Below are 13,810 nucleotides of genomic sequence, written 5' to 3' on the forward strand. Positions count from 1 at the left end.
ACACATTGATGAACACAGCCTTTTCCGAAGCTTACCAACAGCGGTTTGGTGGCATAGCGCGTCTATATGGTCAGCAGGCGCTGGAACTGTTTTCGCAGGCGCATGTCTGTGTCATTGGTATTGGCGGTGTCGGCTCATGGGCAGCGGAAGCGCTGGCGCGCACGGGTATCGGCGCGATTACGTTGATTGATATGGATGATGTTTGCGTAACCAATACTAATCGTCAGATCCATGCCTTACGGCACAATGTTGGGCAAGCTAAAACCGAAGTGATGGCGGAACGTATTCTGGCTATCAATCCTGAATGCCGCGTGACGTGTATTGATGATTTTATTACTGCGGATAATGTCGCGGAACTTTTAAATAACAATTTTAGCTATGTCATTGATGCAATTGATAGTGTACGGCCTAAGGCGGCACTACTCTCTTATTGTCGCCGCTATAAAATCCCAGTAGTCACCACCGGTGGGGCCGGTGGGCAGTTCGATCCAACGCGTATTGAGGTAGTAGATCTGGCAAAAACCATTCAGGATCCGCTGGCGGCTAAGCTACGTGAAAGGTTGAAAAGTGACTTTAATGTGGTGAAAAACAGCAAAGGTAAACTGGGGATCGACTGTGTTTTTTCCAGCGAACCACTGGTTTATCCCCAGGCTGATGGATCAGTTTGTGCTTCGCGCAGTACAGCGGAAGGCCCAAAAAAAATGGACTGTACTTCAGGTTTTGGCTCGGTAACCATGGTTACTGCGACCTTTGGTTTTGTTGCTGTGTCCCATGCATTGAAAAAAATGATGGCGAAAGCAGCCCGTCAGGTGAAATAACTCCTACTCTATATATTGGGCGGCGATAGCCTTTACACCTTGCGCCAGCGCCAGTAAACCGCTGGCGCGCGAGGTGCTTAGCTGCTGGCGTAGCCCTAACTGCTCAAACAGCGCCAATGGGTCTTCTGCTAATACCTGCTGTGGGGTTTTCCCCTCCACCGCAGTTAAAATAACCGCCAGTAATCCACGAACAATACGGCCTTCGCTATCACCATAAAAATGTAAGCTGCCATCCGGCAGGCGTTGATGCCCCAGCCACACTCGATTTTCACATCCAGTTAGCTCCAGTTGATTCTGTTTTAGTGGCTCCGGCAATGACGGAAGCTGTTTTGCCAGCAAAATCAACTGACGATAACGATCTTCCCACTGTTTATGAACGCTGAATATCTCCAGCAGTTTAGCAGCAGTAATATCGTGACCAAAAGGGTGTGGGGCAATCATCATCTTCTCAATTAGACCGGTGGTTATTGGGCGAAATTATTATCTGTTAGTTCTTAATCTTGCAATAGTTCCAGAGCCTTAGCTATTGCGTTACACAATATATCAACATCGTTCGCGGTATTGTACGGTGCGAATGAGGCACGCAGGCTGCCACTTACCCCTAATGCTGCCATGAGTGGTTGTGCGCAATGTTGCCCGGCGCGTAGTGCGATGCCCTGTTCGGCCAATAACGTTACTAAATCGCTATGGTGCACACCATCGAAAGTAAACGCCAATAAACTAGATTGCTGGCAACGGAAGCTGCGAAAACCCGGTAATTTAGCCAGTTTATTCTCTGCCAATGTGGCTAAATTTTGGCTATAGGTTTCTGCTTCTGCCAGATCAATATGTTCGAGCCAACTAAGAACGGCAGAGAAACCAATGACGCCAGCAATATTTGGCGTACCAGCCTCAAAACGGTATGGCACCTCATGGGACGTAAATCCACCGAAAGAAGCATGAGTGAGCATTTTACCGCCACCGTGCCAGGCTGGCATCTCGTCGAGTAATTCAGACTTGCCGTACAGCACGCCTATGCCGGTCGGTCCATAGAGCTTGTGGGCTGAGAAAGCGTAGAAATCAATATCTAGCGCTTGAACGTCTGCCGGGTTATGCACAACACCTTGCGCCCCATCTACCATCACTACGCAGTTATATTGATGGGCAAGTTCGATTGCCTGAGCTAACTTGGGGCTACCACCCGTGACGTTAGACATCTGGCCCAGCGCCAATATGCGTGTTTTATCATTAAGCAATTGCGGTAATTGCTGTAGGTCGGGTAGGTGATCAAGGCCGATGGGTAATTTAACCATTCTGGCCCCTGTCTGCTCTGCAACCATAAGCCAGGGAATTAAATTGGCATGATGTTCAGCTTCACTGACAATAATTTCATCGCCCGTTTGCAGGCGAGGGCGGGCATAGCTTTGTGCTACTAAATTAATGGCTTCGGTAGTGCCTTTGGTCCAAATGATATTTTCTGCTGCGGGTGCATTGATAAAGTCGGCCACTTGTTGGCGGGTTTCCTCAAAACGAACCGTCAATGACAATGCTGATTGATGTTGGCTGCGATGTACTGTTGCAGAGTCCTGCTGATAAAACTGTTGCGTCGACTCAATCATGGCGCGGGGTTTCAGCGCAGTTGCCGCACTATCCAGATAGGTTATCTCATCACTAATAGCCGGGAATTCCTGACGAAAATCCGTGGGATTAAAGGCTTTCATACTGTTGTTCTCATCCTTTGGGTTACTTCGGAACTGTCTCATTTTGACTCATTTTGTTCATAATTTGCCCGCTAATGGCTCGGTTCACTGGAAATATGTCATAAGTGAGTTATGCTAAATAGTAACGGACATAACCATTTGTCTGGTAATGAAAATGAGTTTTTTAGCATTTTAATCTGCAAGGAGTCACCCATGAAAAAGACAGCTGCCGTAATTTCTGCACTTATGCTCACTTTTACCTTAGCAGCCTGTTCAAGCAACTATGTTATGCATACCAATGATGGTCGCACTATCGTTGCTGATGGTAAACCTAAAGTAGATGATGAAACCGGGATGATAAGCTACACCGATGCCAACGGCACCGAGCAGCAAATTAACCGTTCAGAAGTAAAAGAAATGGCTGAGGGTAAGTAGTTTAACGCGAAGTCACCGTTCAAAAGATGCCTAATACGGCAATCAAACCCTCTGCAACAACTTAAATTTAAGCTCTGACTATGTGCAATGCAAAGTCGCGTTTAAATTTAAGCGCTGAAAATAGGGTAAAAAAAAGCACCGCTAAAATAGCGGTGCTGCATAAAATCACTATGGACAGACAGGGTAAATGTACAGGAAGTGAAAAAAAACAGTAGCTTAGCTACTATGTCTGGACTACCAGACCATTTGCAAACACAACATCACAACCACAAAGCCAAAAGCATTTCAGTACCTGGATACTAAACCTACTTTTCGTTCCGGCTTGGGAAGTGCCGCCACTATAGGTATTTGCTGGCGCATCATCAACGGACAATTTATAATGTCTCGGATTATAAAAACTAATAAGTAAACAAAGGGTTTCATCTAAGGATGAGCCGTTATAAAAAAGTATCCAATTCATGTCAAAACGATTACCACCCCTGAACGCCTTGCGGGTTTTCGATGCGGCCGCACGCCACTTGAGTTTTACTAAAGCTGCTGATGAATTATTTGTCACGCAAGCGGCTGTTAGTCACCAGATAAAGTCCCTGGAGGATTTTCTCGGGCTAAAACTGTTCCGCCGTCGTAACCGCTCGCTGTTACTGACTGAGGAGGGGCAAAGCTACTACCTCGATATTAAAGAGATTTTTACCTCCATCAATGAAGCAACTCGTAAATTGCAGGCGCGTAGCGCGAAAGGCGCGCTCACTGTAAGCCTCCCTCCTAGCTTTGCTATTCAATGGCTGGTTCCTCGTCTATCTGGATTTAATGCGGCTTATCCGGGGATCGATGTCAGGATTCAGGCGGTGGATCGGGAGGAGGACAAACTTGCTGATGACGTTGATGTGGCTATTTTCTATGGTCGGGGTAATTGGACTGGTTTGCGTACTGAGCGTTTGTATGCAGAATTCTTACTTCCTGTTTGTGCGCCTACTTTATTAACGGGTGAGCATGGATTAAAAGTACCGGCAGATCTGGCTAATCATACGTTGTTGCATGATACTTCCCGCCGGGATTGGATGGCCTATACCCGTCAACTGGGTGTTCCTCAAATTAATGTGCAACAAGGTCCGATATTCAGCCATAGTGCTATGGTGGTTCAGGCTGCCGTTCACGGCCAAGGTATTGCGTTAGTGAATAACGTCATGGCTCAGGCAGAGATTGAAGCAGGGCGCTTGGTGTGCCCGTTTAATGATGTTTTGGTGAGTAAAAATGCTTTTTATCTGGTTTGTCATGACAGTCAGGCAGAACTAGGTAAAATAGCCGCCTTTCGTCAGTGGATATTGGCAAGAGCTGCCAGCGAGCAAGAAAAGTTACGCTTTCGCTATGAGAACTGATTAATCACCCTATCTGCGTAGTAATGACAACCCATTCACGATGGTAACCCGCTACGATAAAATGGGCTATTGTCGGGCGATATAACGATATACCCACGTCATTGGAGTCGCAGCTAGCATTTCTGCAATGTCGAGTACGAAGGGTATAACTCTATCTAATTTAAGGTTAATGACGATGAATGGTCGTTTAATGCTGATATTTGCCGCACTGAGCGGTTTTTTCTATGTCGCTTTCGGTGCCTTTGGTGCTCATGTATTGAGCGCCTCACTGGGGCCGAATGAGATGGCCTGGGTTCGTACTGGGCTGGAGTACCAAGGGTTCCATACGCTGGCGATTCTGGCGTTAGCTGTTGCGATGCAACGGCAAGTAAGTATTTGGTTTTACTGGAGTGGTGCCTTGTTAGCGCTCGGAACGCTACTCTTTAGCGGCAGTTTATACTGCCTGGCTCTATCGCACCTGAAACTGTGGGTATATATCACGCCAATCGGCGGCGTATGTTTTCTGGCGGGATGGATTTTGATGTTGATTGGCGCGCTGCGTCTAAGAAAAAGGGCAGAACGCCATGAATAATAAAATTGCTTTATATTGCCGCTCTGGCTTTGAGAAAGAGTGTGCGGCAGAAATTACTGCGAAAGCGGCACAGCTTGAAATCTTTGGTTTCGCTCGAGTAAAAGAAAACAGCGGTTATGTGTTGTTTGAGTGCTATCAGTTGGAAGATGCCGATCGCTTGATTCGTGAAGTGCCTTTTCGTGAGTTGATTTTTGCCCGCCAGATGATGGTGGTGGGTGAGTTATTAAAAGATTTGCCGCCGGAAGACCGTGTTTCACCGATTGTTGGGATGTTAGTCGGTGTTATTGAAAAAGCCGGTGAGTTACGTGTTGAAGTTCCTGATACCAATGAAAGCAAAGAGTTGCTTAAGTTTTGCCGTAAGTTAACGGTACCTTTACGCAGCGCAATGCGGGAACAAAAAATTCTTTCTGCCCGTGAAAATCCTCATCGGCCAGTGGTACACGTGTTCTTTATCGCGTCTGGTTGCTGTTATGTTGGCTACTCTTACAGCAATAATAACTCGCCGTTCTATATGGGTATCCCCCGTCTTAAGTTCCCATCTGACGCACCAAGCCGTTCAACCTTAAAACTGGAAGAAGCTTTTCATGTGTTTATCCCTGCGGATGAATGGGAGGAGCGTTTGGCCAGTGGTATGCATGCAGTTGATCTAGGTGCTTGCCCCGGTGGCTGGACCTACCAATTAGTGCAGCGCAGCATGATGGTTCAGGCTATTGATAATGGTGCGATGGCACAAAGCCTGATGGATACCGGACAGGTAACCCATCATCGCGTCGATGGTTTTAAATATGAGCCAACGCGTAGCAATATCTATTGGTTAGTATGCGATATGGTAGAAAAACCGGCTAAAGTGACGCAACTTATCATCAAGTGGTTGGTAAACGGTTGGTGCCGTGAGGCAATTTTCAACTTGAAATTACCGATGAAAAAACGTTTTGAAATCGTTTTGGAAAATATGGAAATGATGGATGAACAGTTGAAAGAAAACGGTATCAATGCCCATATTCAAGCTAAACAGCTCTATCATGACCGTGAGGAAGTGACGGTGCATGTGCGTCGTATCTGGTCCGGTGTGCCGGGGCGTCGGGATGAACGCCAATAGTCATATATCTTTGGTACTTGCAGCCGCAGTGGTTTAGCGGTGGCTCCAATTACTGGAATATGAGTATCGTGTTATCCGCAAGGGGCCATTTGGCCCCTTAATTTTAAGGTAACCTAAGTTGTTGCAAGTTACCGCTTAATGTCAAATCGGTTTTCAGTGTGGCGATTTGCTTACAGATAAATGCCATATCTTGGTGTTGCTGCAATTTCTTCCGCCATTTCTCCGGCACTGATTCCAGATCTTGATAAAGCGCTTCAAGGTTGCTGGCATGCTGCAATAGCAGTGCGGCAGTTTTGGCACCTATCCCCGCGATGCCCGGAATTTTGCTGCTGCTGATGCCCGCAAGCCCCCAATAGTCAGGCAGTTGGTGTGGCAATACACCAAACTCTTGTTTTACAAATGGCATATCCAGCCAGCGTTTTTGGAAGTAATCGCGAATCTGTACATTTGGCGCTAACAGTTGGCAGTAACCTTTGTCGGTGGAAACGATCGTCACTTGATGGCCGGCTCCACCAATTTTGGTCGCCAAAGTTGCCGCCAGATCATCGGCTTCATTGCCAGGAGAATGCCAGCAAGCGACCCCGAGTGAGCTAAACGCCTCACGGATCTGCGGCATTTCTTGTTGCAGGTTGTCCGGCATCGGTGAGCGGCCAGCTTTGTAATCAGGCAAGCATTGATGACGCCAACTATCGGAACGATCATCCTCATCAAACACGGCCACAGCGTGGGTGGGCTGGCTGTGCTGAATCAGTTGTTGCAACGCATGCTGGCAGGCATTAATGCAAGGTGAACCTTGTACGGCATGGATGCGACGAATCAGATTAAGTGCATCAACGATAAGAAGATGGATTTGCATAGCCTGTCTTATATAGTCATTAAGCCAGATTAATGTCGGGCAGCCACACGACTAAGTGCTGGCGCTGCCCGGTGAGGTATTACTAGTTAAGGCTTAGCTGCAAATTTCGTAGCAAGGGGTATAAGCAGTGCCAGGCAGTTTCATTCGATGCTGTGCAATAAATCCTTGCAGTAAGCTATCCATTTGTTTCATCAATTGTGGATCGCCATGCAATTTATAAGGCCCATAGGCTTCGATGGCATGAATTCCCACTTCTTTTACGTTACCCGCAACGATGCCTGAGAATGCACGGCGTAGTGCCGCAGCCAGTTCTTCAGGTGGCTGGTTATGAGACAGATTGAGATTCGCCATATTTTCATGACTCGGTTCAAACGGATGCTGTAAATCTGGCTTGATACGGATAGACCAGTTGAAGCTATAAGCATCCCCCGTATTACGGCGGTTCTCTTTCACCAGTGGCATCGCTTTTTTCATTTGACGGGCGACTTCAGCCGGGTCATCGATAATTATCTTGTAGTATTTGCGCGCGCCATCACCGAGAGTGTTTATGATGAACTCATCCACCACTCGGAAATAATCCGCGCTCTCTTTTGGTCCGGTTAAGATAAGTGGCAGTACCTGCTCACTGTTCTCTGGATCCATTAATATGCCTAGCAGATAGAGCAACTCTTCCGCTGTTCCTACGCCGCCTGGGAAAATAATGATGCCATGCGCGATGCGGACGAACGCTTCAAGCCGTTTCTCAATATCCGGCATGATAATCAATTCATTGACCAGCGGATTAGGTGGCTCTGCCGCAATGATGGAAGGCTCAGTCATACCAATAAAACGGCCATTTCTGTAACGTTGTTGGGCATGGCCAACGGCGGCACCCTTCATCGGTGCTTCCATCGCTCCTGGCCCACAGCCAGTGCAAATATTTAACTCTCGTAAACCCAGTTGGCTCCCCACTTTACGGGCATACAAGTATTCAGTTTCATTGATTGAATGGCCGCCCCAGCACACAATCATATTGGGGTCTTCATCAAGATGGAGGGCTCGGGCATTACGTAAAATAGAAAAGACCAGATTGGTCAAATGGCTGGAGCTTTCCATATCGAGATGTTGAAAACGCCCAGCGTTAACGATTTGACCATTCACAAACAAAATATCGCGTAACACCGCAAACAGATTTGCCTGTAATGAACGAATAATTTTGCCATCAACAAAAGCATGTTCTGGTGGATTTACCAGTTCGAGTTTTACACCTCGTTCACGGCGCAATACATTGATATCAAAAGTTTCATAGCGCGATAAAAGCTCTTTGCTGTTATCGGTTAGGCTGCCTGAATTGAGAACTGCCAAGGAGCAGTTACGGAATAAACGGTACAGATCACTGCTGGCTGTACGTTTGAGCATATCCACTTCGAGCTGTGATAACAGATCCATTGAGCCGAGTGGGCTGACATGTGTAATCAAAGTTACTCCTTTACACCCCGGAGGGTGGTAGTGTCCGTGTATACCCTTCGTACTTGACGTTGCTGGGTGTTGGCTGCCTACCAGCCACACCAATTACTTTGGGTATATCAGAATGCTGCTTTCTATTTTGCCGTGGAATATCATAGAGATCTTTAAGTATCTATCCCTGATTTCTCTACTGAAAATAGCGTGAAGATACGGTAATTAACCTTAACGTTGTCCCTCGGTTTTTGCCAATACTAACGTGCGTTGTGCTTAAATGTTGCGTACATGTACGCATATATTTATTGCCGGGCCATACGGCCAGTTGATGGAACAAAATCAGTATTGGAGCGCCAAGGGTTGATATCCAGTCCGCCACGGCGGGTATAACGAGCATAGACCGACAGTGTTTCAGGCTGACAAAAACGCATTATGTCGTTGAAGATACGCTCTACACACTGTTCGTGAAATTCATTATGGTGCCGGAAAGAGACCAGATAGCGTAGCAGTGCCTCTCGGTTAATCTGTGGGCCACTGTAGCTGATTTGTACTGATCCCCAATCTGGCTGGTGGGTAATCAGGCAGTTGGATTTGAGCAGATGACTGACCAGGCTCTCTTCTACTCTGTTGCTTGTGGTAGCCCCTTGCAGATAATCGGTGCTAAATTCATAGCTATTGATACGAATATCCTGTTGGTCGAGACATTCCCCCGAGAAATCGGCAATGGGTTGATGTGTTATTTCATTGAGTTGATATAGCGTGACACTGACATCACCTTGAGCGCAGGCCGCCAAATCGCGTTGCAATGTGGTGCGAACACTTTCCCAGTCAGCAAACACGGTTTGGTTAAAACTGTTGAGATAGAGTTTAAAGCTTTTGGATTCAATCAGATTAGTACTATCCGCATTCAGGCTGATTTCACCCACGGCAACTTGTGGCAGGCCATTACTGTTTAGCCAAGACAATTCATAGAGCGTCCAGATATCTGCACCATGAAAGGGCAGGTTATCTGGATATAAACCGAGAGGTTCACGGTTCATGCTGCGTGGCACAGCTTGCAACAAGGTGACGTCATAGTGATCGCGATAAGCGGTTGGTTTGCCCAGCGTCAGTTCCGCCAGAGCCTTATGGTCTTGATATGAAGACATGCTGTTCCCATGATGAGAGAAAGGTACAATAGCTTTAGTTTATCAATTTATGCCGCGTTTAACTGCATTTCTGAGTGGGGGGGTAGCACTCAGCAATACAGCGCAAGCTGCCGCGATACTGAGAATCGAGAATGGACCAGAATGTTTCAACGGCACTAAATAGCTTTACCCAACGTTATATCAATCTATGGCAGCAGCAGACCGGGCATCTGCCCGCCAGTGAAGAACTTTATGGTGTTCCTTCACCTTGCATCGTGGAAACTCAGGACAGTCAGGTATTTTGGTTGCCACAGCCAGCGGTTGCCGATGCCACATTGGCTAATATTGAACGGGCGTTGGAGATTCAGCTTCACCCGGATATTCATGCGTTTTACACCTGCCAATATGCTGGCGACATGATGGCTGATTTAGGTGATCACCGTTTTACGCTGCTACAAGTGTGGAGCGAAGATGATTTTATCCGTTTACAGGAGAATCTAATTGGTCATCTGGTCACGCAAAAAAGGCTGAAACTCTCGCCAACGCTGTTTTTGGCAACCACAGAGTCAGAGATGACAATGGCTTCATTGTGCAATGTCACAGGTAATGTGGTGTTAGAGCAATTTGGTAGTAGTAAGCGCACCCTGCTGGCATCAACTCTCATACATTTTCTTGATGCATTGCGTCCAGTATTACCTGAATAAGCAAGTGGTTATTGTTTATTCTGGTCAAGCCGGTGTGCGAGATCTCTCACACCGGCTGTGAGACATCACTTCTATTCTTTAACTGTAAAATTTTTGTGTCAAATTTATCTTCAATAAAATCATTTTGTTATAAACGTTCATTTTTTTATATGTAAAAGTATCAGCATCATTATTCTTACAGTGTCTTGCCACCCTTTGTCGATTAAGCGATCCTTCTAATCGCCGGATAGGATCTGGCGGAGAAGGACGGTATCTGGATGCTACCACTTCAGGATGAAGAACACAGGGACTGCTTAGGACGAGTGAAGGGATGTTTCAGGATGGAACAAAGGACACCTCCAGGATGGAGATTGAGAGCCGGTTCAGGATGAATGGTGGGTTAGGATAACCTCAGGATTAGCATCGGGATGGTGTAGGACACTGCGACGGATTGCTGGTTAGGATAACCACACGGAAAAGTTTTCATGGATTGAGCAGGGAGCATCACTTTTAGCGGGATAGCTATGAAACGAATTGAGGGGTACTGGTAAAACAGTACCCCTTTTTTTATGCTTATTTTGCCCAATAGCCTTCTGTTGTCTATGGCGTGAGTTTGGGCATCGCCTTCTTCAATGGTATGCTTGGCCGCCGTTGGACCAGCCCGGCGAATGGCTGTTTTTTGGTTGAGAGCATAATCATGAGTATAGAAAATCAGGTGCGTCAGAACTTACGGGATATTGAGCTTGCCATGCGAGCAATTGATCTTTGGCAAGTTGTTCCACCGCCAGCGGCAGCCTTCGAAAGTAATGAGCCTTTCAGTATCGATACCATGGATGCCGAGCAGTGGTTGCAATGGGTACTGATTCCCCGAATGTATGCATTGCTGGAATCGAATAACCCACTTCCGACACGTTTCGCCATTACGCCATACTTTGAAGAGGCATTAAGTGGTGATAGTCGGCCAGATTGCACCATACTGCTGGCACAATTACAGTGTCTCGATGATCTGTTGAATAAAGAAAGTAACTAATGCTGGAAATAATTTACCAAGATGAATATATAGTTGCGGTGAATAAACCCGCCGGTTGGCTGGTTCACCGTAGTTGGTTGGACAGTAATGAAACCGTATTTGTGATGCAAACGGTGCGCGACCAGATTGGCCAGCATGTTTATACCGTCCACCGTCTGGATCGCCCAACATCAGGTGTGCTGCTGATGGCGTTATCCAGTGATGTTGCCCGTGCTCTTTCGGCGCAGTTCGAACAGCACCAGATTCAGAAAACATACCATGCGGTGGTTCGTGGCTATGTGCTGGAAGGTGGTACGGTTGATTACGCGATGAGCGAAGAACTGGATAAAATCGCGGATAAACATTCCAAACAAGATAAAGCACCACAACCGTCAGTTACCCACTATCAGCCTTTGGCTCAAGTGGAAGTTCCTGTTGCTATTGGGCGCTATGACACATCACGCTTCAGTTTATTGGAGCTGAAACCGGAAACAGGGCGTAAGCATCAGTTACGGCGGCATATGGCACATATACGCCATCCAATTATTGGTGATAGTGCCCACGGTGATTTGCGTCAGAATAGAGGTATTGCCCAACACTTTGATTGCTCACGGCTCATGTTGCACGCTAGCCATTTACAATTGAATCATCCAGTCACTGGTGAGGTGCTTTCGCTTACGGCGCGTTGGGATGAATCCTGGCAAGGCTTGATGTCACACTTTGGCTGGTTGGGTATTACCCCTCATCTTGAAAGGGTTGAGTTTCCAGCGACCGAAGGTCAGGATAGTGAATAATTTTTTCTGGTTAAAAGGGAATATCTTTTATGGCTCAGGTCGGGATTTTTGTCGGCACTGTCTACGGTAATGCGTTGTTAGTGGCGGAAGAAGCTGAAAACATACTGAAAGAGCAGGGGCATGAGGTAACACTGTTTGAAGAGGGGACTTTAGAAGCCTGGCAGTATTATCGTCAACATTATGCACTGGTTATCACATCTACCACCGGACAAGGCGACTTCCCTGACAGCATAGCAGAACTGTTCGTCGCTGTTCGTGATCAGGTTGGGTTTCAGCCAGAGCTACGTTATGGCGTCATTGCACTAGGTGACAGCAGTTATGATAATTTCTGCGGCGCAGGGCGCGCATTTGATGAACTGCTGCAAGAGCAGGGGGCGACACGGATTGGTGAACGACTGGATATTGACGCGATGGAACACCCGGAGCCAGAAGTGGTTTCAGCGTTGTGGGTAGAAAAATGGGGCCGCTTGCTTAAGTAACATAGCTTCTGCTCAATGACGTATTGTGGCGTGCAGTGTGCTGCCACAATACGTGTTCAGCTAGATTTAGCGGCCGTTGGTCAGCTTTTCTAAATCTGATTCAATTTCTGAAATCTTATTGGCAACAACGCTTTCTAAATGGCGCAAGTCATCCAGGATTTTGCGTTTCAAATCCACTTCAATCTGATCGCGCTTACACAGTTGATCCAACTCATCAATGACGTAACGGAGGTTAGGATTGATTTCATTGATTTCTTTGTAACCATGTCCAGCGTTATCCGCCACCACAGTTTTGCGTTGGCGTGGATATTTGAATTTCACACTCTTAGCAAAAAACTCGCCTTTATCTTTGCGGAAATAAATTTTCAGAATGTCGTTATTGGCCTCCTGACGCAGGCTATAGCGATCGACATCTTCTGGTTGTGTGATTCCTAAGCTTTTCAGATTGTCATACATAGCGCCACCTTTTTGATTTTATATTCCACAGTTTATGATTATGACGGTAAATTTCGCCAAAGTATGTGATTGCAGGCGATAACTTCACAAAGCAAAAAAATAGCGGGTGATTAGCCCGCTATATTCATCTTAGTCGATGGTGCGTAATAACTCATTAATACCGACTTTTCCACGGGTTTTTGCGTCAACTTTCTTCACGATAACTGCACAGTACAGGCTGTAGCTACCGTCTTTCGAGGGCAGGTTACCGGAAACGACAACAGACCCGGCCGGAACGCGGCCATAGTGAATTTCACCAGTTTCGCGATCGTAAATACGGGTGCTTTGCCCAATAAATACGCCCATGGAGATAACGGAACCTTCTTCGACGATAACCCCTTCAACCACTTCTGAACGCGCACCGACAAAGCAGTTATCTTCAATGATGGTTGGGTTGGCTTGCAGTGGCTCAAGCACGCCACCAATGCCAACACCACCGGACAAGTGCACATTCTTACCAATTTGCGCGCAAGAACCGACAGTTGCCCAGGTATCGACCATGGTGCCTTCATCAACGAAAGCGCCAATATTCACATAAGAAGGCATCAGTACGGTATTACGAGCGATAAATGCGCCTTTACGTACGGTTGCTGGTGGTACGACACGGAAGCCTTCACGTTGGAAGCGCGCTTCATCGTAACCGGCGAATTTCATTGGTACTTTGTCGTAGTAACGCGTTTCTGCGCCTTCCATGACCTGGTTATCATTGATACGGAAAGACAGCAGTACCGCTTTCTTCAGCCATTGATGGGTAACCCACTGGCCGTCAATCTTTTCTGCCACCCGTAGTGCACCGGTATCAAGCAGATCAATCACGTGGTTAATCGCTTCGCGGGTTACGGTATCAACGTTGGCCGGCGTGATATCTGCACGGCGTTCGAAGGCGGTTTCAATAACGTTCTGTAGTTGCTGCATCCTGTTCCCTTCAAAATGGGTTGTAAGAAAAATT

Annotated in this window: 16 protein-coding genes; 9 read left to right on the forward strand and 7 right to left on the reverse strand. The window is 46.9% G+C overall.

The features are described 5' to 3' along the window. Nucleotides 1-8 precede the first annotated feature (8 nt). Nucleotides 9-818, forward strand: coding sequence for a tRNA cyclic N6-threonylcarbamoyladenosine(37) synthase TcdA (tcdA, locus tag V2A85_RS00535; protein WP_420070723.1), 810 nt, complete (start codon nucleotides 9-11; stop codon nucleotides 816-818). Nucleotides 819-821: 3 nt separating this feature from the next. Here the strand turns inward: tcdA and csdE are convergent, their stop codons facing one another. Then, nucleotides 822-1,262, reverse strand: coding sequence for a cysteine desulfurase sulfur acceptor subunit CsdE (csdE, locus tag V2A85_RS00540; RefSeq protein WP_420070724.1), 441 nt, complete (start codon nucleotides 1,260-1,262; stop codon nucleotides 822-824). 50 nt (nucleotides 1,263-1,312) lie between these two features. Next, nucleotides 1,313-2,518: a cysteine desulfurase CsdA gene (gene csdA / locus V2A85_RS00545; RefSeq protein ID WP_420070735.1), complete on the reverse strand. Its 1,206-nt coding sequence runs from the start codon at nucleotides 2,516-2,518 to the stop codon at nucleotides 1,313-1,315. Nucleotides 2,519-2,710: 192 nt separating this feature from the next. Here csdA and V2A85_RS00550 point away from each other — a divergent pair, with 192 nt between their 5' ends. The 4 genes from V2A85_RS00550 (at nucleotide 2,711) to rlmM (ending at nucleotide 5,978) form a co-directional block, all read left to right on the forward strand. Then, entirely contained in the window at nucleotides 2,711-2,932 is a 222-nt protein-coding gene (locus tag V2A85_RS00550; protein ID WP_005166349.1) for a YgdI/YgdR family lipoprotein, read from the forward strand. Nucleotides 2,933-3,390: 458 nt separating this feature from the next. Then, nucleotides 3,391-4,308 carry a transcriptional regulator GcvA gene (locus tag V2A85_RS00555; protein ID WP_083162896.1) on the forward strand — a complete coding sequence of 306 codons (918 nt, stop codon included), beginning with the start codon at nucleotides 3,391-3,393 and terminating at the stop codon, nucleotides 4,306-4,308. A gap of 175 nt (nucleotides 4,309-4,483) precedes the next feature. After that, the gene (locus V2A85_RS00560; protein WP_083162898.1) at nucleotides 4,484-4,879 is read left to right on the forward strand and encodes a DUF423 domain-containing protein; all 396 of its coding nucleotides are present in this window, start codon (nucleotides 4,484-4,486) and stop codon (nucleotides 4,877-4,879) included. Beyond that, nucleotides 4,872-5,978 (forward strand): 23S rRNA (cytidine(2498)-2'-O)-methyltransferase RlmM, encoded by a 1,107-nt coding sequence (gene rlmM / locus V2A85_RS00565; RefSeq protein WP_083162900.1) that lies wholly within the window; start codon nucleotides 4,872-4,874, stop codon nucleotides 5,976-5,978. The genes V2A85_RS00560 and rlmM overlap by 8 nt, the downstream gene beginning before the upstream one ends. 103 nt (nucleotides 5,979-6,081) lie before the next feature. On the opposite strand, the gene xni is transcribed toward rlmM, so the two are convergent. The 3 genes from xni to queF form a co-directional block, all read right to left on the reverse strand. Continuing rightward, nucleotides 6,082-6,834: a flap endonuclease Xni gene (gene xni / locus V2A85_RS00570; protein ID WP_420070725.1), complete on the reverse strand. Its 753-nt coding sequence runs from the start codon at nucleotides 6,832-6,834 to the stop codon at nucleotides 6,082-6,084. 93 nt (nucleotides 6,835-6,927) lie between these two features. After that, nucleotides 6,928-8,292 carry a nucleotide 5'-monophosphate nucleosidase PpnN gene (gene ppnN, locus V2A85_RS00575; protein ID WP_372559775.1) on the reverse strand — a complete coding sequence of 455 codons (1,365 nt, stop codon included), beginning with the start codon at nucleotides 8,290-8,292 and terminating at the stop codon, nucleotides 6,928-6,930. Between the two features lie 284 nt (nucleotides 8,293-8,576). Continuing rightward, on the reverse strand, nucleotides 8,577-9,422 hold the full coding sequence (gene queF, locus V2A85_RS00580) for an NADPH-dependent 7-cyano-7-deazaguanine reductase QueF (protein ID WP_420070726.1): 846 nt from the start codon (nucleotides 9,420-9,422) through the stop codon (nucleotides 8,577-8,579). A 131-nt stretch (nucleotides 9,423-9,553) separates the two neighbouring features. Between queF and syd the strand changes: the two genes are divergently transcribed. The 4 genes from syd (at nucleotide 9,554) to V2A85_RS00600 (ending at nucleotide 12,366) form a co-directional block, all read left to right on the forward strand. Then, nucleotides 9,554-10,105, forward strand: coding sequence for a SecY-interacting protein (gene syd / locus V2A85_RS00585; RefSeq protein ID WP_083162908.1), 552 nt, complete (start codon nucleotides 9,554-9,556; stop codon nucleotides 10,103-10,105). Nucleotides 10,106-10,781: 676 nt separating this feature from the next. Next, nucleotides 10,782-11,114 carry a YqcC family protein gene (locus V2A85_RS00590; RefSeq protein ID WP_083164106.1) on the forward strand — a complete coding sequence of 111 codons (333 nt, stop codon included), beginning with the start codon at nucleotides 10,782-10,784 and terminating at the stop codon, nucleotides 11,112-11,114. Continuing rightward, entirely contained in the window at nucleotides 11,114-11,887 is a 774-nt protein-coding gene (gene truC / locus V2A85_RS00595; RefSeq protein WP_372559772.1) for a tRNA pseudouridine(65) synthase TruC, read from the forward strand. Before V2A85_RS00590 ends, truC begins: the two co-directional genes overlap by 1 nt. Before the next feature lie 29 nt (nucleotides 11,888-11,916). Continuing rightward, nucleotides 11,917-12,366 (forward strand): flavodoxin, encoded by a 450-nt coding sequence (locus V2A85_RS00600; protein WP_420070727.1) that lies wholly within the window; start codon nucleotides 11,917-11,919, stop codon nucleotides 12,364-12,366. A 66-nt stretch (nucleotides 12,367-12,432) separates the two neighbouring features. Here the strand turns inward: V2A85_RS00600 and V2A85_RS00605 are convergent, their stop codons facing one another. Continuing rightward, entirely contained in the window at nucleotides 12,433-12,822 is a 390-nt protein-coding gene (locus tag V2A85_RS00605; protein ID WP_004706707.1) for a DUF3461 family protein, read from the reverse strand. A 129-nt stretch (nucleotides 12,823-12,951) separates the two neighbouring features. Next, nucleotides 12,952-13,776: a 2,3,4,5-tetrahydropyridine-2,6-dicarboxylate N-succinyltransferase gene (dapD, locus tag V2A85_RS00610; protein ID WP_004391708.1), complete on the reverse strand. Its 825-nt coding sequence runs from the start codon at nucleotides 13,774-13,776 to the stop codon at nucleotides 12,952-12,954. Nucleotides 13,777-13,810 lie beyond the last annotated feature (34 nt).

Origin of the sequence: Yersinia sp. 1252 StPb PI, from assembly GCF_048593885.1 — a bacterium.
GTDB lineage: Bacteria > Pseudomonadota > Gammaproteobacteria > Enterobacterales > Enterobacteriaceae > Yersinia > Yersinia enterocolitica_E.

Bases quoted from the DNA above. Each gene is read 5' to 3' on its own strand.
- V2A85_RS00555 (WP_083162896.1), top strand. From the start codon at position 3,391: ATGTCAAAACGATTACCACCCCTGAACGCCTTGCGGGTTTTCGATGCG.
- V2A85_RS00590 (WP_083164106.1), top strand. From the start codon at position 10,782: ATGAGTATAGAAAATCAGGTGCGTCAGAACTTACGGGATATTGAGCTT.
- dapD (WP_004391708.1), bottom strand. From the start codon at position 13,776: ATGCAGCAACTACAGAACGTTATTGAAACCGCCTTCGAACGCCGTGCA.
- V2A85_RS00605 (WP_004706707.1), bottom strand. From the start codon at position 12,822: ATGTATGACAATCTGAAAAGCTTAGGAATCACACAACCAGAAGATGTC.
- V2A85_RS00550 (WP_005166349.1), top strand. From the start codon at position 2,711: ATGAAAAAGACAGCTGCCGTAATTTCTGCACTTATGCTCACTTTTACC.
- rlmM (WP_083162900.1), top strand. From the start codon at position 4,872: ATGAATAATAAAATTGCTTTATATTGCCGCTCTGGCTTTGAGAAAGAG.
- syd (WP_083162908.1), top strand. From the start codon at position 9,554: ATGGACCAGAATGTTTCAACGGCACTAAATAGCTTTACCCAACGTTAT.
- tcdA (WP_420070723.1), top strand. From the start codon at position 9: ATGAACACAGCCTTTTCCGAAGCTTACCAACAGCGGTTTGGTGGCATA.
- xni (WP_420070725.1), bottom strand. From the start codon at position 6,834: ATGCAAATCCATCTTCTTATCGTTGATGCACTTAATCTGATTCGTCGC.
- queF (WP_420070726.1), bottom strand. From the start codon at position 9,422: ATGTCTTCATATCAAGACCATAAGGCTCTGGCGGAACTGACGCTGGGC.
- csdA (WP_420070735.1), bottom strand. From the start codon at position 2,518: ATGAAAGCCTTTAATCCCACGGATTTTCGTCAGGAATTCCCGGCTATT.
- csdE (WP_420070724.1), bottom strand. From the start codon at position 1,262: ATGATGATTGCCCCACACCCTTTTGGTCACGATATTACTGCTGCTAAA.
- truC (WP_372559772.1), top strand. From the start codon at position 11,114: ATGCTGGAAATAATTTACCAAGATGAATATATAGTTGCGGTGAATAAA.
- V2A85_RS00560 (WP_083162898.1), top strand. From the start codon at position 4,484: ATGAATGGTCGTTTAATGCTGATATTTGCCGCACTGAGCGGTTTTTTC.
- V2A85_RS00600 (WP_420070727.1), top strand. From the start codon at position 11,917: ATGGCTCAGGTCGGGATTTTTGTCGGCACTGTCTACGGTAATGCGTTG.